Origin of the sequence: Ideonella sp. (assembly GCF_041287625.1) — a bacterium.
Taxonomy (GTDB): domain Bacteria; phylum Pseudomonadota; class Gammaproteobacteria; order Burkholderiales; family Burkholderiaceae_C; genus Ideonella.
The window spans coordinates 68735-88799 of the sequence record NZ_JBGGNH010000043.1 but is presented as its reverse complement, the minus strand read 5'-3'; the positions used below and the strand labels follow the sequence as shown (position 1 = coordinate 88799).

General features: G+C 68.8%; 22 protein-coding genes. 15 read left to right on the top strand and 7 right to left on the bottom strand.

Annotation, left to right across the window (positions count from 1 at the left end):
• The first annotated feature begins 14 nt into the window (after positions 1 to 14).
• Together ACAH41_RS17195 and ACAH41_RS17190 are read left to right on the top strand one after the other, a co-directional pair.
• On the top strand, positions 15 to 830 hold the full coding sequence (locus ACAH41_RS17195; protein ID WP_325656689.1) for a ParA family protein: 816 nt from the start codon (positions 15 to 17) through the stop codon (positions 828 to 830).
• Positions 831 to 873: 43 nt separating this feature from the next.
• Complete coding sequence (locus tag ACAH41_RS17190) at positions 874 to 1269, top strand: methylglyoxal synthase (protein WP_325656691.1); 396 nt, start codon at positions 874 to 876, stop codon at positions 1267 to 1269.
• A gap of 1 nt (position 1270) precedes the next feature.
• On the opposite strand, the gene ACAH41_RS17185 is transcribed toward ACAH41_RS17190, so the two are convergent.
• On the bottom strand, positions 1271 to 1804 hold the full coding sequence (locus tag ACAH41_RS17185) for a M48 family metallopeptidase (RefSeq protein WP_325656693.1): 534 nt from the start codon (positions 1802 to 1804) through the stop codon (positions 1271 to 1273).
• A gap of 81 nt (positions 1805 to 1885) precedes the next feature.
• Here ACAH41_RS17185 and ACAH41_RS17180 point away from each other — a divergent pair, with 81 nt between their 5' ends.
• The 5 genes from ACAH41_RS17180 (at position 1886) to ACAH41_RS17160 (ending at position 5866) form a co-directional block, all read left to right on the top strand.
• Positions 1886 to 2296: a heme-binding protein gene (locus ACAH41_RS17180; protein ID WP_325656695.1), complete on the top strand. Its 411-nt coding sequence runs from the start codon at positions 1886 to 1888 to the stop codon at positions 2294 to 2296.
• Between the two features lie 142 nt (positions 2297 to 2438).
• The gene (locus tag ACAH41_RS17175) at positions 2439 to 2825 is read left to right on the top strand and encodes a response regulator (RefSeq protein WP_325656697.1); all 387 of its coding nucleotides are present in this window, start codon (positions 2439 to 2441) and stop codon (positions 2823 to 2825) included.
• A complete protein-coding gene (locus ACAH41_RS17170) occupies positions 2822 to 3508 on the top strand; it encodes a hypothetical protein (RefSeq protein ID WP_325656699.1) in 687 nt (228 codons plus the stop codon). The genes ACAH41_RS17175 and ACAH41_RS17170 overlap by 4 nt, the downstream gene beginning before the upstream one ends.
• Before the next feature lie 141 nt (positions 3509 to 3649).
• Positions 3650 to 4537, top strand: coding sequence for an HDOD domain-containing protein (locus ACAH41_RS17165; RefSeq protein ID WP_325656701.1), 888 nt, complete (start codon positions 3650 to 3652; stop codon positions 4535 to 4537).
• 243 nt (positions 4538 to 4780) lie between these two features.
• Entirely contained in the window at positions 4781 to 5866 is a 1086-nt protein-coding gene (locus tag ACAH41_RS17160; protein WP_325656703.1) for a hypothetical protein, read from the top strand.
• A gap of 106 nt (positions 5867 to 5972) precedes the next feature.
• Here the strand turns inward: ACAH41_RS17160 and minE are convergent, their stop codons facing one another.
• From minE to ACAH41_RS17130, 6 genes are all read right to left on the bottom strand, one after another.
• Positions 5973 to 6233, bottom strand: coding sequence for a cell division topological specificity factor MinE (minE, locus tag ACAH41_RS17155; protein WP_141290049.1), 261 nt, complete (start codon positions 6231 to 6233; stop codon positions 5973 to 5975).
• Between the two features lie 5 nt (positions 6234 to 6238).
• A complete protein-coding gene (gene minD / locus ACAH41_RS17150; protein WP_325656707.1) occupies positions 6239 to 7054 on the bottom strand; it encodes a septum site-determining protein MinD in 816 nt (271 codons plus the stop codon).
• 157 nt (positions 7055 to 7211) lie between these two features.
• Positions 7212 to 8036: a septum site-determining protein MinC gene (minC, locus tag ACAH41_RS17145; RefSeq protein ID WP_325656710.1), complete on the bottom strand. Its 825-nt coding sequence runs from the start codon at positions 8034 to 8036 to the stop codon at positions 7212 to 7214.
• Positions 7936 to 9114 carry a tRNA-dihydrouridine synthase gene (locus ACAH41_RS17140; protein WP_325656711.1) on the bottom strand — a complete coding sequence of 393 codons (1179 nt, stop codon included), beginning with the start codon at positions 9112 to 9114 and terminating at the stop codon, positions 7936 to 7938. The genes minC and ACAH41_RS17140 overlap by 101 nt, the downstream gene beginning before the upstream one ends.
• A 105-nt stretch (positions 9115 to 9219) precedes the next feature.
• Positions 9220 to 9456: a hypothetical protein gene (locus ACAH41_RS17135; protein WP_325656713.1), complete on the bottom strand. Its 237-nt coding sequence runs from the start codon at positions 9454 to 9456 to the stop codon at positions 9220 to 9222.
• Between the two features lie 79 nt (positions 9457 to 9535).
• Positions 9536 to 9748 (bottom strand): hypothetical protein, encoded by a 213-nt coding sequence (locus ACAH41_RS17130; protein ID WP_325656714.1) that lies wholly within the window; start codon positions 9746 to 9748, stop codon positions 9536 to 9538.
• Positions 9749 to 9779: 31 nt separating this feature from the next.
• Between ACAH41_RS17130 and ACAH41_RS17125 the strand changes: the two genes are divergently transcribed.
• The 8 genes from ACAH41_RS17125 (at position 9780) to ACAH41_RS17090 (ending at position 20039) form a co-directional block, all read left to right on the top strand.
• Complete coding sequence (locus tag ACAH41_RS17125) at positions 9780 to 10790, top strand: hypothetical protein (protein ID WP_370538385.1); 1011 nt, start codon at positions 9780 to 9782, stop codon at positions 10788 to 10790.
• Positions 10791 to 11009: 219 nt separating this feature from the next.
• Positions 11010 to 11972, top strand: coding sequence for a hypothetical protein (locus tag ACAH41_RS17120; RefSeq protein ID WP_325656721.1), 963 nt, complete (start codon positions 11010 to 11012; stop codon positions 11970 to 11972).
• A gap of 198 nt (positions 11973 to 12170) precedes the next feature.
• Positions 12171 to 13289 (top strand): hypothetical protein, encoded by a 1119-nt coding sequence (locus ACAH41_RS17115; RefSeq protein ID WP_325656723.1) that lies wholly within the window; start codon positions 12171 to 12173, stop codon positions 13287 to 13289.
• Between the two features lie 13 nt (positions 13290 to 13302).
• Positions 13303 to 13923 (top strand): DUF938 domain-containing protein, encoded by a 621-nt coding sequence (locus ACAH41_RS17110; protein ID WP_325656725.1) that lies wholly within the window; start codon positions 13303 to 13305, stop codon positions 13921 to 13923.
• Positions 13924 to 14050: 127 nt separating this feature from the next.
• Positions 14051 to 16096: a prolyl oligopeptidase family serine peptidase gene (locus ACAH41_RS17105; protein WP_325656727.1), complete on the top strand. Its 2046-nt coding sequence runs from the start codon at positions 14051 to 14053 to the stop codon at positions 16094 to 16096.
• Between the two features lie 232 nt (positions 16097 to 16328).
• Positions 16329 to 17228: a hypothetical protein gene (locus ACAH41_RS17100; RefSeq protein ID WP_325656729.1), complete on the top strand. Its 900-nt coding sequence runs from the start codon at positions 16329 to 16331 to the stop codon at positions 17226 to 17228.
• 12 nt (positions 17229 to 17240) lie between these two features.
• The gene (locus ACAH41_RS17095; protein ID WP_325656731.1) at positions 17241 to 18470 is read left to right on the top strand and encodes a choice-of-anchor X domain-containing protein; all 1230 of its coding nucleotides are present in this window, start codon (positions 17241 to 17243) and stop codon (positions 18468 to 18470) included.
• Positions 18471 to 18713: 243 nt separating this feature from the next.
• Positions 18714 to 20039 carry a M20/M25/M40 family metallo-hydrolase gene (locus tag ACAH41_RS17090; RefSeq protein WP_325656733.1) on the top strand — a complete coding sequence of 442 codons (1326 nt, stop codon included), beginning with the start codon at positions 18714 to 18716 and terminating at the stop codon, positions 20037 to 20039.
• The last annotated feature ends 26 nt before the right edge of the window (positions 20040 to 20065 follow it).

Genomic DNA, 20065 nt, shown 5'->3' with positions numbered 1-20065 from the left:
CGAGGGAGCGGCAGATGCGTTACGTGGTGTTCAACCAGAAGGGCGGCGTCGGCAAGTCGACCATCACCTGCAACCTGGCGGCCATCAGCGCCGCGCAAGGCCGGCGGACGCTGGTGGTGGACCTGGACCCGCAGGGGAATTCCACCCGCTACCTGCTGGGCGACGGGGCCGACGAAGCGCCAGCCGGCGTGGCCGACTTCTTCGAGCAGCAGCTGAAGTTCAGCGTGCGCACCCCGGCGCTGCAGGACTTCGTCAGCGCCACGCCGTTCGACGATCTGGACGTGATGGCCTCCAGCCCGGCGCTGGACGAGATGCACGGCAAGCTGGAGTCGCGCTACAAGATCTACAAGCTGCGCGACGCGCTGGCCGAGCTGGGCCAGGACTATGCGCAGATCTGGATCGACACGCCGCCGGCGCTGAACTTCTACACCCGCTCGGCGCTGATCGCCGCGCAGGCCTGCCTGATCCCGTTCGACTGCGACGACTTCTCGCGCCGCGCGCTCTACGCGCTGCTGGAGAACGTGCAGGAGATCCAGGCCGACCACAACAAGGAACTGGTGGTGGCCGGCATCATCGTCAACCAGTTCCAGGCCCGCGCCCGGCTGCCGCAGCAGCTGGTGCAGGAACTGGTGGCCGAAGGTCTGCCGGTGCTGCAGCCCTACCTGGGCGCCAGCGTGAAAGTCAAGGAATCACACCAGCTGGCCAGGCCGCTGATCCAGATGGCCACTTCGCACGGGCTGACACAGGACTTCATCGCGCTGCACGCGTTGATCACCAGGCCGCCTGCACCCAAGCCCGCCCGTAAAAACGCCAGGGCCGCGGCCGGCTGATCGTTGTGACAGCGTAACCAGCGCTGGCTAGCATGGCGCCATGATGAACATCGCGCTGATTGCCCACGACGCCCGCAAGGAACAGATCGTCGGCCTGGCCACCCGCCATGCGGCCTGGCTTGCCACCTGCACCCTGATGGCCACCGGCACCACCGGCAGCCGCCTGAAAAACGAAGCCGGCCTGACCGTCGAATGCCTGCTCAGCGGGCCGCTGGGCGGCGACCTGCAGATCGGCGCCCGCCTGGCCACCGGCGGCGTGGACGGCGTGATCTTCCTGCGCGACCCGATGACGCCGCAGCCGCATGAGCCGGACATCAACGCGCTGGTGCGGGCCTGCGACGTGCACAACATCCCTTGCGCGACGAACTTGGCCAGTGCCGAGCTTCTCCTGCAGGCTTGGCAGGCCGGAAAGTCTGCCTCGCCGCTCGCCGCAGACTGATTCAGCCTTCGGTCGCTGGCTTTGGCTTGCTCGCCAAGGCCCGCTGCAGCAGCCACAGCCGGGTGTCGAACTCCAGCTGGTGGTAGTCCGGCGCGAGGTGCTCGCAGAGGCTGTAGAAGGCCTTGTCGTGCTCGGCTTCGCGCAGGTGGGCCAGCTCGTGCACGACGATCATGCGCAGGAAGTCGGCCGGGGCGTCCTTGAACAGGCTGGCAATGCGGATCTCGCGCTTGGCCTTCAGCTTGCCGCCCTGCACGCGCGAGATGCGGGTGTGCGTGCCCAGCGCCTGGCTCAGCACCTTGAGCTTGGTGTCGTACACCACCATTGAAACCGGGCTGCTCTGGCGCATGCCGCGGGCCTTCATGTCCTGCACGTAGGCGTACAGCGCGGCGTCGGTGCGCACCGTGTGCGCCTCGGGGTAGCGGGATTCGAGCACCGCGCCGAGCCGGCCCTCCTCGGCCAGTTTCAAGGCCTGCGCCTGCAGAGAGGCCGGGTAGCCGCCGAGGTATTGCGGGATCAGCGAGACGGGCGTGGACATGGCCGGATTGTCGCCGCGGGATACTTGCGGCTGTCCCCCTCAACCCTCATCCCGCCAACACACGCGAAGGAACCCGCCGCCATGATCACCAAGCATGTCCTGCAACACGAAGACGTCGTCACCATCCTGAACGCGGCCCGCGCCGAAGCGCAGGCCAACAAGTGGGCCGTGACCATCGCGGTGGTCGACGACGGCGGCCACCTGCTGGGCCACTACCGCCTGGACGGCGCGCCGCCGATGTCGGCCCAGATGGCACCGGCCAAGGCCCGCACCTCGGCGCTGGGCCGCAAGGAAAGCGCGGTCTACGAAGACATCATCGCCAAGGGCCGCTTCGCCTTCCTCAGCGCGCCTGGCCTCGAAGGCATGCTGGAAGGCGGCGTGCCAGTCATCGTGCGGGGCCAGGTCATCGGCGCGGTCGGCGTCAGCGGCGTGAAGTCCAGCGAAGACGCGCAGATCGCCAAGGCCGGCATCGCGGCGCTGACGCTGCCCTGACCACACGGCGCGGCGGGCACGCGAACGCGGGACTGTCCGGCGCCGAATGTAGGACTGCGCCGACAAGACGTCGAAGAGGCGGCCACTACACTCATCGACAGATGCGCCCTGCTTGTTCAACCCTTCGCAACGCCGCCTCCACATGCAGCCGCGCCCGAACGTCCTGATCGTCGACGACGGGCTGGACGCGGCCGAGCTGCTGGGCGAGCTGCTGGCCTTCGAGGGCTACCAGCCCCACCTGGCCCACCTGGCAGCCGACGGTCTGGCGCTGGCCCAGGCCACACCCATGGCCGTTGCGCTGATCGACCTCAGCCTGCCGGACAACCCCGGCAGCGAGCTGGCGCGAGAGCTGCGTGCACGGGCCACTGCCGCACGACCGGCTCCGTTGCTGATCGCCGTCAGCGGCCACGACAGGCTGGGCCCGTACGCCGCTCAGATCGAGGCCTGCTTCGATCACTTCCTGCAAAAGCCGGTGGACATCGACGCCTTGCTGGCGCTGTTGCCGCCGCCGGGCCGGTCAGGCGAATGAGCGCACCCGACGCGGTTTCACTGTCCCACTGGATCGCCCAGGGCGTGCGCCATGAGCTGCTGTTGCGCCTGCTGCCATCGATCCGGCATGACATGCTGGGGCCGATCTCGGTCGCGCGCATGGGCGTGGCGGTGCTCGTCAAGCGCCTGGGCAGCGAGCCGCCCAACCTGGAAGGCACGCTGGCGCGGGCGCAGGAGCTGAACCAGCACCTGGCCCAGGTCACGCAGCAACTGCGCGAGTTTCGCCATTGGGACCCGGCGCAGGCTGGGCGCGTCAGCCTGCCGGCCGCCGTGGCGCAGTGCAGCGCGTGGCTGCAACCGGCGATGGCGCTGCAAGGTTTCGAGCTGGACCTGGCACCGCCCGCCGAGCAGACTGCCGGCAGCCCCCTCATCGACTGGCCACGCGACGACATGCTGTTCCTGGCCGCCGGGCTGATCTGCCATGTGCTGGACAGCTGGGCGCCCTGCGTGCTGCATGTTGCGGCCAGCGCGACCGGCGTGGTGCTGCGCGCCGGCGAGCGCCGGCCGGTGCCAGAGGTCGAACACCAGCGCCCTCTGCCGCCGACGCGCCAGATTCCGCTGTCGGCACTGGTGGCGCTGGTGGACGCCAGCCAAGCTGTGCTGACGACCGGGCCTGGCCGGGTGGACCTTCAGATGGAAGAGCAGGTGGCGGTGCAGGCATGACTGCAGATGGCAAGCCAGGCCGCAGCTGCAGGGCCAGCGGCGGACTGCCGGCAACCCGAAGGCAGCGTCGGAACCGGGCTTGAGTCGGACCGCCAGCGGCCGATAACGCTGGCAGTTGCCAACTGCCCAGACGTGTTGCCCATGCATTTGACCGCGTCCCCGTTCTCCGCCCGCTCCCAAGCCGTTGCGCAGGAGCTGGACAAGGTCCGCGCCAGCGGACCGCTGAAAACCATCCAGATTCCACCCTGCCCCGTGCTGCTCACCGAGCTGCGCATGGCACTTTCGCAAGCCGAACCTGACCTGCAGGCCGTGTCCCGCATTGCCAGCAGCGATGTGGCCATGGCCGCAGTGCTGCTGAAAGCGGCCAACAGCCCGGCGTTCTCGACCGGCCAGCCGGTGAACACCGTGGGCCAGGCCTTGTACCGGCTCGGGCTGGACCAGTCTGCAGCGCAGATGACGGCTTTCCTGATCCGCAGTGCGCTGCCGGTCAAGGCACCACAACTGCAGCGCTTCTGGGAACGCTCGGGCAAACGCGCCAGCGCGATGGCCTTCATCGCGCGGCAGCTGCCCGGCATGTCGGAAGACCTCGCGCAGACCTACGGGCTGTTCTGCCACGTCGGCCTGCCGGTGATGCTGCAAAGCCTGCGCGGCTATGCCAGCACGATGACCGAGGCCGCGGCCCGCATCGACCGCTCCTGCATCGCCACCGAAAACGCCAACCACCGCACCGACCATGCCGTCGTCGGCGCGCTGGTCGCACGCATCTGGCGCCTGGCGCCGGAGGTGATGGTGGCCCTGCGCCGCCACCACGACCTGGACATGCTGGGCGACCGCGAGACCGACCCCGAAGTCCACACCCTGGTCGCCGCCGGCCTGGTCGCCGAACACCTGATGCGCCGCCACGAAGCCCTGCCGCCGGATGCCGACTGGCAGGACCACCGGGGCCGCGCGATGAACTGGCTGCAGATCGACGAAGGCGACGTCGAGCACTGGGAAGATTTGCTCACGGGTGAGCTGGAAACGGCCTGAGCGCCAGCGCCAAGCGCCGCATCGAGACGACTGCGCACGGCCGGCACCGGGCTGCCCCAGGGCGGCCGTGCCAATCCGTTCGGTGGGTGGGGATGACACCCCAACCCGCAACCGTATCGGTCAATCCACGGCAGCGGCAGGTTCTTCGGCCCCTAGGTTGACCTTGTGGCAAAGCCCGCAAAAGGCATGGCTCTTGCGTTGGCCGCACCGCCGGGGAAAACCGCCGGTCAAGGGAGAAGACCAATGAAGAACGGACTCGACGCCGCCGCGCTGCGGCGCAGCTTGCTGCTGGCCGCCACCTGGCCAACGCTCACCTGCTCATCGGCCAGCGCCGCCGCGCCGCCGACGGACACCCCCGCGAAGGCCGCCTACGGGGTGCCCAGCAGCCTCAGCCTGGCGGCGGCCATTGCCACCGCAGCGAACAACCCGCTGTGCAGCAACGGCCGCCTTGGCCCCTACTACTGGGAGATCGGCAATGCCGAGGGTGCGCTGGTGAGCGGCTCCACCGGACCCGGCGCCGGCACGGTGATGAGCGTGGCCTCCGGCTCCAAGTGGCTGTATGTGGCCTACGTGTTCGAGAAGCTGAGCTCCACACACCCGCTGGACCCGGAAGCCGACCTGCCCTACCTGCACTTCACCAGCGGCTACACCCGGCTGGGCAACATGGTGTCTGCCGCCTTTTGTGGCCTGGGTGAGGTGATCACCGTGGATGACTGCCTGAACGCCACGCCCGTCACCGGCCAGCAGGACCCGGCCACCGTGGGCAAGTTCGACTATGACAGCGGCCACATGCAAAAGCACGCCAGCCTGCACGGCCTGGGTGCGGTGGACGGCCCCATGCTGAGCCAGGCCGTGGGCCAGGCGCTGGGCGTGAGCCTGAACTACGCTCAGCCGCTGGTGGCGGCCGGCGTGCACATCAGCGCCGCGCAGTACGCCGTGTTCCTGCGCAAGCTGCTCAAGGGCGAGCTGAACCTGGCGGCCAGCCTGGGCGCCCATGCCGTGTGCACCAACCCAACCGACACCGCGCACGGCTGCTCGCCGGATGCCTCGCTGCCCGCGCCCATTCCTGAAAGCGAGAGCTGGCACTACGCGCTGGGCCACTGGGTGGAGGACGACCCGGTGATGGGCGATGGCGCGTTCAGCAGCCCCGGTGCGCTGGGTTTCTACCCCTGGATCGACAGCGAGAAGCGCTTCTACGGTGTCATCTCCCGCCAACGCGATGGCGACGAGCAGGGCTTTGCCTCCGGCTACGAATCGGCCCAGTGCGGACGGCTGATCCGCCAGGCCTTCGTCACGGGCCGCGAACAGACCGGCACGCAGCCGGACTGAAGTGCCCCGGCGGGCGGCTCCGCCAACCTCGGCCACCTGCTGCAGGCCCATGGCCAGGTGGTCTCGTCGGCCGCACTGCCGCCGGACGGCCGACGGGCAAGCCCGCCTACTTCCGGTCAGGCAACTCGATCTTGACTTCCAGCACTTCCAGGTTGTCCTGCCGTTCCAGCAGCACCTTGATGTCTTCCGGATTGATGGAGACGTACTTGGAGATCACCGCGACCAGCTCACGCTGCAGCGCCGGCAGGTAGTCGGGGGTGGCGGCACTGCGGCCGCTGCGCTCGTGCGCGAGGATGATCTGCAGGCGCTCCTTGGCCACGCTGGCCGTGGCCTTCTTCTCGCCGAGCAGGAAAGAGAGAAAAGACATGCCGCTCACCTCCCGCCAAACATGCGCTTGAAGAAGCCGGGCTTGGCCGCGTCGACAAAGCGCATCGGCTTGTCTTCGCCCAGGAAGCGGGCGACCACGTCCTGGTAGGCCTCGGCCACGTCCGTGCCCTTCAGGTGCACGGCGGGCAAGCCCTGGTTGGACGCGTCCAGCACGCTTTCCGATTCGGGGATCACGCCGATCAGCTCGATGCGCAGGATTTCCTGGATGTCGTCCAGCGACAGCATCTGCCCGCCGACCACGCGGCTCGGGTTGTAGCGGGTGATCAGCAGGTGCTCCTTGATGGGCTCCTTGCCTTCGATCGCGCGCTTGGTCTTGCTGGCCAGCATGCCCAGGATGCGGTCCGAGTCGCGCACCGAGGAGACCTCGGGGTTGGTCACGACCAGCGCCTCGTCGGCGAAGTGCATGGCCATCAGCGCGCCGGTCTCGATGCCGGCCGGCGAGTCGCACACGATGTACTCGAAGTCCATGTCGGACAGCTCCTTGAGCACCCGCTCGACGCCGTCCTGCGTCAGCGCGTCCTTGTCGCGCGTCTGCGAGGCCGCCAGCACGAACAGGTTGTCGCACTGCTTGTCCTTGATCAGCGCCTGGCTGAGCTTGGCCTCGTTGTGGATCACGTTGATCAGGTCATAGACCACGCGGCGCTCGCAACCCATGATCAGGTCCAGGTTGCGCAGGCCGACGTCGAAGTCGATCACCGCGGTCTTGTGGCCGCGCAAGGCCAGGCCAGACGCAAAGCTGGCGCTGGTGGTGGTCTTGCCCACGCCGCCCTTGCCTGAAGTCACCACCACGATCTTGCTCATCTCAAACACATCCTTTGCAGCCAACCGGCAAGCCGCCAAGGCCGGCCGGATAAACGACAGAACTCAAAAAACTCACGGAAACGCTGGGCCGCCCCAAGTTTCCTTGACCCCCTCGGGGGGCCTGACGCGAAGCGGCAGGTCTGGGGGCATTCATCACTCAGAACTTCAGCGGCTCGAACAGCAGCTTGTCACCGTCCAGCCGCACTTGCGAGGGCTTGCCCACCACGTCGGCCGGCAGCCCGTTTTCCAGCGTGCGCCAGGTGCCGGCGATCGACACCAGCTGCGGCTCCATCACGGCGGCGAAGATGCGCGCCGAGGTGTCGCCCTGGGCGCCGGCCAGCGCGCGGCCGCGCAGCGGGGCATAGACATGGATGCTGCCGTCGGCAATCACCTCGGCACCGAAACTCACCACTGCCAGCACGATCAGGTCGCCACCCCGGGCGTAGACCTGCTGGCCCGAGCGCAGCGGCTTGTCGATGATCAGCGTGCGAGCCTGTACAGCAGGTGCGGCAGCTGCCGCCGCCGCCGCTTCGGCGACCGGCACCGGAGCCGCAACGGGCTCGGCCGGCGTTTCAACCGCCACCTCGGCCACCGGTTCGACAGCTTGCGGCAAATCTTGCGCGGGCTCGGCACGCGGTGCCACCTCGTCCGGCGCTTCGCTCAAGCCCGCGGCCCGCGCCGCGGCCATCTGCTCTTCGCTGCCACCGCGCGCCGCCACCGGATTGAAGCCGTGGCCACGCAGCAGCGCCAGCAGCGCCTCGAAATCCAGCGGCCGGGCGGCTTCGCGCAGCGCGGAGAGGTCAATGCACAGGGGTTCCTGCTCGAACACGCCGGGTGTCGCGCCATAGCGCTGGGCCAGCGCCTCGCGCAGGGCTTCCAGTTCAGGCGTCTTGAGCAGCAGCGCCAGCACGCTCAGCTGCGCGCTCTTCAGGTCGAACACCGCGGTGGCGTTCGCTTTGGATGCCTTGGAGGAAACGGCCATTGGCTGGAAGGGACTCTGGAGGAGGCAGCTGGGCGGATTTGCCTGCGTGCGGCAGCGCCGCAGCGAAGCCCGCAGTGTACCGGCCAGCCCCCATCGGCCCGGCAAGGCAGGCCTGCGGCAGCTCGGCCAGCAGCGTGGTGGCCAGCCGTTCCGCGTCCTGCTCGGTGCGCAGCGCCTGGTAAGCCCGCTCGGCCTCGGGGTAGCGCCGGCGCAGGTGCTGCAGCCACTGCTTGAGCCGGCCCGCCTGGTAGCGCGGCACGATGTGCGCCCGCACGATGTCCCAGTAGGCAGCGAACAGCTGCAGCACTTCGGGCCAGCTCAGCGTGGGCGCCCGGGCATCATCTGCGTCGCCCACCAACTGGTCGTGCAGGATGGCCAGCGCCAGGCCTGGGTCGGCCACCTGGCCGCGGCCCAGCATCAGGTCGCGGCAGCCGGACTCGGCCAGGCAGCGCCTGGCATCGGCCACGCGCCAGATTTCGCCGTTGGCGATCACCGGCACCTTCACCGCTTCTCGCACCTCGCCAATGCGCGCCCAGTAGGCCGGCGGCCTGTAGCCCTGCAGCTTGGTGCGGCCGTGCACGACGATTTCCATCGCCCCGCCATCCGCCAGCGCACGCGCGCAGTCCAGCGCCCGGCTGTCGTCCTGCGTGCCCAGCCGCATCTTGGCCGAGACCACGGTGCCAGCCGGCACGCTGCGGCGCACCTCGGCGAGGATGCGGTGCAGCAGCTCGGGGTCGTCCAGCAACGAGGCACCGCCGCCGTGGCGATTGACGATCTTGGCCGGGCAGCCGAAGTTCAGGTCCACGCCATGCGGACTGAGCGACACCAGGCGAGCGGCGTTGTCGGCCAGGCAGGCCGGGTCCGAGCCCAGCAACTGGCCGCGCACCGGAATGCCAACCGGCGTGAAACCGCCGTTGGCCAGCTCGGGCATCACGCGCTCGTAGACCCGTTCGGGCAAGAGCATGTCGGTGATGCGGATGAACTCGCTCACGCAGCGGTGAATGCCGCCGGCGCGTGTCAGCACGTCGCGCAAGGTGAAATCGAGCAAGCCCTCCATCGGGGCCAGCAGCAGGTTCATCGTCTCGTCCACATCGCCTTGGAAAAGGTGGCGAGCGCCACCGTCAAGAGGCGAACGATACCTGCTGCACAAACCGCGGCCCGAAGCCGGGCCACCCCGCGAGGGTCAGTGGTACAGCGGCACGACGGCCGGCACCGCGTACTCGCGGCCGATCACCGCGCGGGCATAGAAGTAGTTGTCGCGCGCCGCTTCGCTCAGCGCGTCGAGGTCCACGTGGCCGGCGGCGTCGCACGGAAACGCCATCGCCCGGCCCTGGTTGAACAGCGACTGGAAGCGCAGCTGGTAAATCACGGCGGCCGGCAGAGACGAGGTCTGCTTTGCTTGGGTCAAGGTGATGTCCATGAGGATCTCCTTTTGATCCCTTCAACGCAGTGCCTCGACATTCGGCGCGCGAGCAAACGGGATCGGCTTGGAATGCACTCTAGGCTTCCTGCAGAGGCTGCCCATCGGCGCAACGCCGCGCCGGATGTCGGCGACTGGCGCCGGCCCCTGTCAGTGCTTGTCCGACAGGCTTGTACGACGGCCCGATCAAGGCCGCCGCGGCATGCAGCTTGCCGAAACGCGCCCCGAAGCGCTGGCGATGGTGCGCAGCGCGCCTGCTTTCTTTTTCCTTTTCCGCGTTGGGAATCACCATGTGCAAGTCTCAAGTCCGTTCAGGGGCGGTCGTGGCCCCGCTCGCCCTGCTGTTGGCCGCTCACGGGACCGCGTTCGCCGGCCCTCCGAACGGGTTCGCCGGTCCCACGGCCAACAGCGTGCTGGCGGCCAAGGCCACCGCGCAGAACAACGCCATGTGCAGCCAGGGCCGCCTGGGACCGTACTACTGGGAGATTGGCGACGCTTCGCAGGTGTTGGCCAGCGGCCAGGCCGGCGCGGACCCGGTCCAGCCGATGCGCGTGGCTTCGGCCTCCAAGTGGGTCTACGGTGCTTATGTCGTCGAGCTGCGCGGTGGCCAGGCTTGGCTGGATCCTGAAGCCGACCTGCCCTTCCTGAACTTCACCAGCGGCTACACCAACATGGGCAACATGTCCGCGGCCCAGGCCTGCGCCGCCGATGGGGTCGACACGGTTGACGACTGCCTGCGCGCCGTGCCGGGTGGCGGCCAGAAGAACGACGCAACCGTTGGCAAGTTCGACTACGACGGCGGGCACCTGCAAAAACATGCCAGCCTGAACGGCATGGGCACACTGACCAACCCGGATCTGTCGACCACCCTGCTGGGCACGCTGGGCGTGCCCTTTGTCTACGGTGAGCCGCTGCTGGCCGGGGGCCTCTACACCAATGCCGACACCTACCGGCAGTACCTGCAGCTGCTGCTGGCGGGCTCGCTGAAGATGCGCAACGCGCTGGGCACGCACGCTGTCTGCACCAACCCCAGCGACCTGCAGCACGGCTGTTCGCCGGCGCTGGCGCTGCCCGGCCCCATCCCTTCCAACGAGAGCTGGCACTACTCGCTGGCGCACTGGGTGGAAGACGACCCTGCGGTGGGCGACGGCGCCTTCAGCAGCCCCGGCTCGTTCGGTTTCTACCCGTGGGTGGAGGCCGGCAAGCACTACTACGGCATCCTCGCGCGCGACTACGACGGTGACCAGCAAGGCTATGTCTCGGCGCAATGCGGACGGCTGATCCGCCATGCCTGGATGACCGGCCGCGAGCAGAAGAACGGCACGCCGGACTGAAACGCCCAGTCACAAACTACCCCTGGTCGACGAACTGCCTGGCAAGTGCCAGCAGGTAACGTCAGCGGTAACCCTATTGCTTTTTTGGAGTCTGCCTTGCTACCTCGTTTCACCCTGGCCTGGATGGCCCTGTCGTCCGCCCTTGCCGTGACTGCCTGTGGCGGTGACGACAATGCCGTCAGTGCACCCGCGCCTGCGCCTGCGCCGTCACCTGCCCCGGTGCCGACCCCGCCGACGGGCACCAGCGCCGCTGCCGCCACGGCCACCGCGCAGCACAACGCGCTGTGCAGCACCGACCTGCTGGGCCCCTATGCCTGGCAGATCGGCAATGCCGACGGCGCGATGGCCTCCGGCGAGCTTGGCACCGGCACCACCGACACCACGCCGATGAGCATTGCCTCGGCCTCGAAGTGGCTCTACGGGGCCTACGTGGTAGAGCGCCGCGGCAGCGCCGAGGCACTCAGCAGCACGGCCGACCTGCCCTACCTGAACTTCACCAGCGGCTACACCAACCTCGGCAGTGTCTCGTTCTCATCGGGCCTGATCTGCAGCGCGGACAGCATCCACACCGTGGATGAGTGCCTCAACAACTCGGCCACCAGCGGCGAACAGGACCCGTCGACCGTCGGCAAGTTCGATTACGACAGCGGCCACATGGAAAAGCACGCCAGCCTGCTGGGTCTGGGCAGCGACACCGCGCAGACGCTGGGCACCGAAATCTCGTCGAAATTGGGCACGAACTTCGTCTACCGCCAGCCCCTGCTGGCCGGCGGGGTCTACACCACCGCCAACGACTACGCCAGCTTCCTGCGCGCGGTGCTGAAAGGCAGCCTGAAGATGAACGGCGCGCTGGGCTACGCCGCCGTCTGCACCAACCCGCTAGACACCGCGCACGGCTGCGACTCGACCAACGCCGTCGTCGGCCCCATCCCCACCACCGAGAGCTGGCATTACGCGATGGGCCACTGGGTGGAGGACGACGGCGCGGTGGGCGACGGCAGCTTCAGCAGCCCCGGTGCACTCGGCTTCTACCCATGGATCGACCAGAGCAAGACCTGGTATGGCGTGCTCGCGCGCCAGCAGGAAGGCGAGCAGCAGGGCTATGCCTCGGTCCAGTGCGGCCGGTTGATCCGCCATGCGTGGATGACCGGCGTCGAGCAGACCGGCAGCACGCCGCAGTGAAGCTGCCATCGGCGGGCCGGCCGTTCCGAGGGTGATGCCGCGGTGCGCCACTGTTGCGCGGTGGTGCCGAAGCTGGCCAGGGATTGACACCGAGGACGGAGACAGACGGTCACAGGCCGGGGCTGGGCGGCGTGCGGTTTCAAGGACGCCAGCGGGTAAGCTGCCCGGCTGCAGTACAGCCCGATTTGGAGATTCGCCTTGCCGCCACGTTTTGCCCTGGCCTGGATGGCCTTGTGTTCCGCTCTTGCGGCGACCGCGTGCGGTGGCGGCAGTGGTGGCGACGTCAGTCCGCCGCCCCCACCTGCGCCTGCGCCAGGTCCCACGCCACCTGCGCCACCTCCGCCGCCGCCCTCGCCCCCGCCGCCCGCCCCCGCCGCACCCACGTCCACCAGCGCCGAGGCCGCCGCGGCCACCGCGCAGCACAACGCGCTCTGCAGCACCGACAGGCTGGGCAGCTACTTCTGGCAGATCGGCAACGCCGATGGCGCGCTGGCCTCCGGCGAGCGCGGCGCCAGCGCCAGCACGCTGATGAGCATTGCCTCTGCCTCGAAGTGGATCTACGGCGCCTACGTGGTGCAACGCCGTGGCAGCGCCAGCGCACTGAGCGCCACGGCCGACCTCCCCTACCTGCACTTCACCAGCGGCTACACCAACCTGGGCAACCTGTCGTCCGCCGTGGCCTGCGGCGCGGACAGCATCACGACCGTGGACGAATGCCTCAACAGCACAGCCACCAGCAGCCAGCAGGACACCAGCACCACCGGCAAGTTCGACTACGACAGCGGCCACATGGAAAAACACGCCAGCCTGGTGGGCCTGGGCAGCTACACGGCACAGGCGCTGGGCGCCGAGGTCTCGTCGGCGCTGGGCGTGACCGTTGGCTACGGCCAGCCGCTGCTGGCCGGCGGCGTCTACACCACCGCCGATGGCTACGCCAGCTTCCTGCGCGCCATCCTCGGCGGCCGGCTGAAGATGAATGGCGCACTGGGCTACGCCTCGGTCTGCACCAACCCGCTGGACGCAGCGCACGGCTGCAGCACCGCCAACGCCGTCGTCGGCCCCATTCCCACGGCCGAGAGCTGGCACTACTCGGTGGGCCACTGGGTGGAGGACGACAGCGTGGTGGGCGACGGCGCCTTCAGCAGCGCCGGCGCCTTCGGCTTCTATCCGTGGATCGACCAGAGCAAGCGCTGGTACGGCGTGCTCGCGCGCCAGCAGGAAGGCGACAAGCAGGGCTTTGCCTCGGCCCAGTGCGGCCGGCTGATCCGCCATGCCTGGGTGACCGGCGTGGAACAGACCGGCGACACGCCGCAATGACGAGGCTCACGCCATGAGCTCGTCCGCAATGCGCTACAGCCCGGCCGCCGAGCGCAACCGCGGCCCCATCGGCGAAGCCTTGCTGGGCCTGCTGCCGGCCCACGGCCACGCGCTGGAGATCGCCAGCGGCAGCGGCCAGCATGCCGCCTGGTTCGGCGCGCTGCTGCCCGGCTGGCACTGGCAGCCGACCGACGCCGACGACGGCAACTTCGCCTCGGTCCGCCACTGGTGCGCGGCGCAACCCAATGTCGCGCCACCTTTCGAGCTGGACTTGCTGGCCCTGCCCGCCGACCTCGCCGAGGTCCCCGTGGCGCCCGACAGCCAGGCCCTGGTCTTCTGCGCCAACATGCTGCACATCTCGCCGTGGCCGACCTGCGACGCGCTGATGCGGCTGGCCGCCACCGTGCTGCAGCCCGAAGGCCAGCTCATCGTCTACGGCCCGTTCATCATCGAAGGCGAACCGCTGGCGCCCAGCAATGCCGCCTTCGACGAGGACCTGCGCCAGCGCGACCCGGCCTGGGGCCTGCGCCGCCTCGCCGCCGTGCAGCAGACCGCGGCGAAACACGGCCTGCTGCTGGCCGAGCGCCGCGCGATGCCGGCCAACAACCAGCTGCTGGTGTGGCGCCGAGCCTGAGCCGCTGAGCGGCAGATCGTGGCGGATTGCGGCGGTACAGTAGCCCACCGTTCTTCGCCGCCCGCGCGCTCCTGCGCCAGGGCGCTTCCGGCCCACGGGCCACCTTCGTCGCCACGAGCTTCGACCCATGCGCACCTTGTCCGTCCTCTGCCTGCTGGGCGCCACGCTGGCTGCAGCCTGCAGCAACCTGCCCACCTCGCCTGCCGACAACGGCGTGCTCGCGCCGAATGCCAACCTGGTCGTGCAAGGCATTCCGCCCGTGCCGATGGCGCTGGTCAACAGCGTGCAGCGTTACACCGAGTTCCGCGGCACGGCGTTCGTGGACTGGCATCCGAACCAGCGCGAGATGCTGGTCGCGCACCGCCTGGCCGGCGCCAGCGTGCCGCAGCTGTTCCGCCTCAGCGGACCGATGGCCGACCTGGAGCCGCTGACCGAAGGCAACGAGCCCGCCACCACCGGCAGTTATGACCCGCGCGACGGCCACTACATCGTCTTCCAGCGCAGCGCCGGTGGCAGTGAGGCCGACCAGCTCTACCGCCTGGACCTGGACACCCGCCTGGTCACGCCGATCGGCGAGCCCAACCAGCGGCATGCGATCAATGTCTGGCTGCACGGCCAGGAACGCGCACCGGGCGCCGCAGCCAAGCCGCCTGCGCGCTTGATCTCCAGCTCGGTGCCGCTGGACCGGACCGCCGAAGGCGGCAAGCGAGCCAGCGTGGACACCGCCATCTGGCTGACCGACCCGCTCAAGCCTGAGGAACGCCGCAAGCTGGCCGAGCTGCCCGGCGGTGGCTGGGAAGCGACCGCCGTGTCGCCCGACGACCGGCAGCTCGCGCTGACCCACTACATCTCCGCCAACGAGTCGGAAATCTGGCTGCTGGACATGGCCTCCGGCCAGCGTCGCCAGCTGCTGCCCGCAGCGGGCACCGCCGCGGCCAAGGCCAGCTACACGCCGGCCGCCTTCCAGCCCGACGGCAAGGGCCTGATCTTCACCAGCGACCGCGACGGCGAGTTCCAGGAACTGATGCGGCTGGACCTGGCCAGCGGCGCGGTGATGCGCGCCAGCCGCCACATCCACTGGGACGTGAGCGTCAGCAGCCAGACCGAGGACGGCACGCTGCTGGCCGTGCTGGCCAATGAAGACGGCATGGGCACGCTGCACCTGTTCGACGGCCGCACGGTGGCCGAAGTGCCGCAGCCCAAGCTGCCCGAAGGCACCGTCGCCCAGTTGCACTTCCACCCCGCCACGCGCGAACTGGCCTTTGCGGTCAACAACTCGACCGGCCCGGGCCAGCTCTACAGCCTGAACCCGGCCAGCGGCCAGGTGCAGCAATGGACCCGCGCCTTCGCGCCCGAGGGCCTGGACGCCAGCAAGTTCGCAGCGCAGCAGATCGTCCGCTGGAAGAGCTTCGACGGACTGGTCATCTCCGGCCTCATCACCCGCGCCCCGGCCGCGCGGTTCCCCGGCAAGCGCCCGGTGCTGATCGACATCCACGGCGGCCCCGAAGGCCAGTCCGAGTTCGGCTTCAATGGCCGCGGCAACTACTTCATCGACGAACTCGGCGTCACGCTGATCCGGCCCAACGTGCGCGGCTCCAGCGGCTATGGCAAGACCTTCCTGGCGCTGGACAACGGCTTCAAGCGGGAAGATTCGGTGAAGGACATCGGCGCGCTGCTGGACTGGATCGCCACCCAACCGGACCTGGACGCCAGCCGCGTGCTGGTCACCGGTGGCAGCTATGGCGGCTACATGAGCCTGGCCGTCGCCACCCACTACTCGGACCGCATTGCAGGCAACATCGACGTGGTCGGCATCTCCCACTTCGTGACCTTCCTGAGCAACACTGAAAGCTACCGGCGCGACCTTCGCCGCGCGGAATACGGCGACGAGCGCGACCCGGCCATGAAAGCCTTCATGGAGCAGATCTCGCCGCTGACCAACGCCGCGAAGATCCACAAGCCGATCTTCGTCGTGCAGGGCAAGAACGACCCGCGTGTGCCCTACACCGAAGCCGAGCAGATCGTCGCCAAGGTGCGCGCCAACGGCACGCCCGTCTGGTACCTGCGCGCCGAGAACGAAGGCCATGGTTTCCGCCGCAAGGAAAACGCCGACTACCAGTTCTACGCGATGGTGCTGTTCATGCAGCAGACGCTGCTGAAGCCGCAGCCCTGAGCGACGGCCCCAAAGCTCACTCACCACACGGCCCTTCGGGGCCGTTTTTCATGGCCCGCCACACCGGGTTGTCCCCGATCGCGCCGTCACGTCACGGCCGTGTCGCAAGGCCCATCCATGCTGCAGGGTGCCGTGCAGGGCTGCGGGAAAGTCCGCGCGCGGCCGGGCGCCGGCCGCGGCGATAGTGCGCTCCGATCCTTCCGCCTTCCCACCACACAGAGGAGCTCGAAGCATGGCCGGACATGGACGCACGAAACGCTGGGCGCTGGGCGCCGCCGGCTTGCTGGCGGTGATGGGGATGGCCCATCTCGCGGGCGCCACCAACTACGCGCTGTGGGTCAACGGCCGCGGCGGTGGTGGCCAGCTCGGCAACTACGCCGACTTCACCTACTGGGGCCCCGCCAGCACCGCTGCGGGCGTCAACAAGAAGTCGGTCAACTGGGACGGCTACAACCACATCGCCGACCAGAACTACCTGGTGCGCAACGCGCTGGACTGCTACTGCACCGGCAGCAACTGGTGCTACGTGGCGGCGCACAGCGCCGGCGACCTGATGATGGGCTACACCCTGGCGATGTACGGCGGCTCGACCCGCAACGTGAAGAGCGCCACGCCCGCGGCGGATGGCACCTGCAGCAACGCGGGCACCAGCACGCAGACCGGCTGGAACATCAAGTGGATCGACATCGCCGGCGGCGCTGCCGGCGGCTCCGAGCTGGCCAATGCCGGCGACTGGGCGCTCAGCGAGCCGCTGGTCTCGGACCTGAAGACCGCCACCGCCCGCGCGATGTACGACCACAACAGCACCCGCAGCAAGTGGTTCTACATGTACGCCGGCGCCAGCGGCACGCTGTATTCGGCGGTGCTGCCGGGGCAGGACGACGAAGCCATCGCCTACCACTCCAGCGGCGGCATCTCGGGCACAGGCGGCCAATCGCTGTGCAACCCATCGGACTGGTTCTGCAACGACCTGAACCTCGGCAGCGCGGCCAACGAAGGCGGCAGCACCAAGTGGAGTTACCACTCGGTGAGCTTCCGCGACAGCAACGAGGCCTACAACCACTACACCAACGGCAACTGGGCCGGCATCACCTCGCTGATGCGCCAGGACATGGTGACCAACGCCCAGTAAGGTCAGCCCGAGATGAACCGACGGCGCATGATCGCCGCGCTGGCCGCCACCGCGCTGCTCGGCGCAGGCGGATGGCTGGCTGCCGGCAGTGCCACACAGCAGCCGGCAGCCACGGCCCTCGCGATGGCGGCACCGCCCGTGGCGCAGCAGCCTGGCTCAGCGCCTGCGCCAGCCGCCGGCCCAGGCCCGCGTCGCGTGCGCGACCCGGCCGAACTGGCCGCGCAGCGCGAGCTGTGGCAGCAGCGCCTGGCACGTTCGCAGCAGGTGCGGGACGCCTACGCGGCAGCCACGCGCTACCCGCCCGAATCCCGCCCGGCTGCGGAGCATGGCGACCAGCTGCACCCCGGCCGGCCTGTGCAGGAAACCATGCCCTTGCGCATGCCCGGCGCGCCGGCCAAGGACGGGTTCCAGCTGCGCACCTCGCAGGACCGCATCTACCTGCAGGGCGACGCAGCCGTGCGGCTCAGCGTGGCCGCGGTGGACGACACCGGCCAGGCGCTGCCATTGGCCGTGACGCGCGCCATCGCCCACGAAGCCGCGCAAGGCCAGCAGCGCGCCAGCCGCTACGGCCAGGTCGACGTGAGCTTCCGTGACGATGGCCAGAACGGCGACGCGCAGGCCGGCGACGGCGAGCTGACGCTGCGCTGGCAGCCGGCCACGCAAGGCTTTGCCGAGCTGGACGGGCTGATTCGCATCGAGCTGTCGCTGCAGTCCGGCGAACAAGCCGGCTACGCGTATTTCGACGTGATCTACACCCCCGCCGCGCCAGCCACCTGGCTGCCCGGCACGCGGGAGGTGGTGCAGGACGGCTCGCTGAACCTGCTGCTGAAACTCCAGGTGCAGCAGGCCGGCCGCTATGTGATCAGCGGCCGGGTAGACGATGCCAACGGCAAGCCGTTTGCGCTGGTCGGCTTCAACGACACGCTGGCCGCGGGCACGCGCGAACTGGCGCTGCCGGTCTTCGGCAAGCTGCTGCGCGACGGCCAGCCGGCCTTCCCGCTGACGCTGCGCGACGTGACCGGCTTCCTGCTGCACGAAGACCGTTTCCCGGACCGCGCGCTGCTGGCCGCGCGCGAAGGCAAGGTCTACACCACGCGCAGCCACGTGCTGGCCGAGTTCTCGAACGCCGAATGGCAGAGCGAGGAACGCAGCCGTTGCCTCACCGAATACGACAAGGACGTGGCCCAGGCCGAGGCTCAGTTGCGCCAGCTGGGCGAGCCGGCCACCGTGGCCGGACCCTGAGCCAGCGACAGCGGCCTGGCCCTCACGCCTCGGCCGCCTGGTCCCGGCCGCGACCCGTGGCCGGATGGTGACGCTCGGACTGCACGGACTAGGGATGGGCAGGCGGCGCGGCGTGGACATACTCGCGGCGCCTGATGTCGCACAAGGGTCACAAAACCCAGCGGCACGGCCAAGTCCACGGTGCCAGCGCATCGCCCAACCGGCGGCGCGCGCGAGCATCGATTCCAACTCACGAGGTTCGCCATGCTCCGTTTCGTCTCCCCCGCCCTGCGCCTGACCCACCTGGCCGCCGCCCTGATGCTGGCCACGCCGCTGCTGGCCACCACCGCCCAGGCCGCGCCCGCCGCCGCCACGGCCCAATCCCAGACCTGGATCACGCTGGGCGAACAAGCCTTCGGCCTGCTGCGCAAGATCGACCCGGACGTGCGCAGCCAAGCCCAGCGCGAATGGATCATGCAGACGCCCAAGCCCGGCAGCCACAGCGCCGCGCTGCAGGAAAGCCGCGAGCTGGTGCACGTGGTGCACATCGACAACGCGCTGCTGCCCGCCTTGAGCGAAGCCATCCACACCGACACGCACCGCTGCGCCGGCTTCGTGGCCCATGCTTCGCGCGCCGAGGCCTTCAGCGCGCTGAACTCGCAGCAGGAAGCGCAGAGCCTGGCCCGCCAGGTCGTGGTGCCGAGCTACACCATCGACAACCAGGACCAGGTCGCGCCGATGATCACGCAGGTGCAGGACAGCCAGATCCTGTCGACCATCCAGACCCTCTCGGACTTCCAGAACCGCTACTACACCAGCACCTACGGCGTGGCGGCCTCGGACAAGATCATGGCGATGTGGAAGGCCCTGGCCGGCACCCGCAGCGACATCACGGTCGAGCAGTTCACGCATGCCGGCTGGCCGCAGAAGTCGGTCATCCTGACCATCAAGGGCACCGCCAAGCCCAAGGAAATCGTCGTGATGGGCGCCCACCTGGACTCCATCGTCTCCGGCAAGGTGACCAACGAGACCCGCGCGCCCGGTGCCGATGACGACGCCTCCGGCATCGCCACGCTAACCGAGGTGCTGCGCGTGATGGTGGCCAACAACTACAAGCCGCGTCGCACCATCCAGTTCATGGGTTACGCCGCGGAGGAAGAAGGCCTGCTGGGTTCGGCCGAGATTGCCAAGTCCTACAAGCGCCAGCTGAAGAAGGTCGTCGGCGTGCTACAGCTGGACATGACCAACTACCAGGGCAGCGCCAAGGACATCTACATCTACACCGACTACACCAACGGCGCGCAGAACACCTTCCTGGCCAACCTGGCTTCGACCTACCTGCCCACGCTGACCGTCGGCTACGACAAGTGCGGCTACGGCTGCTCGGACCATGCCTCGTGGTATGGCAAGGGCTACGCCGCTTCGCTGCCTTTCGAGGCCGCGTTCACCGACGACAACCCTTACATCCACTCGGCCAATGACACGCTGGCCAACATGGGCAACCAGGCCAGCGATGCGGCAAAATTCGCCAAGCTGACGCTGGCCTTCGGGGTCGAGCTCGGCACCGATGGCCCGACCGTGAAGCCCTGATGGGTTGAACGGGCGGCACCGTGCAG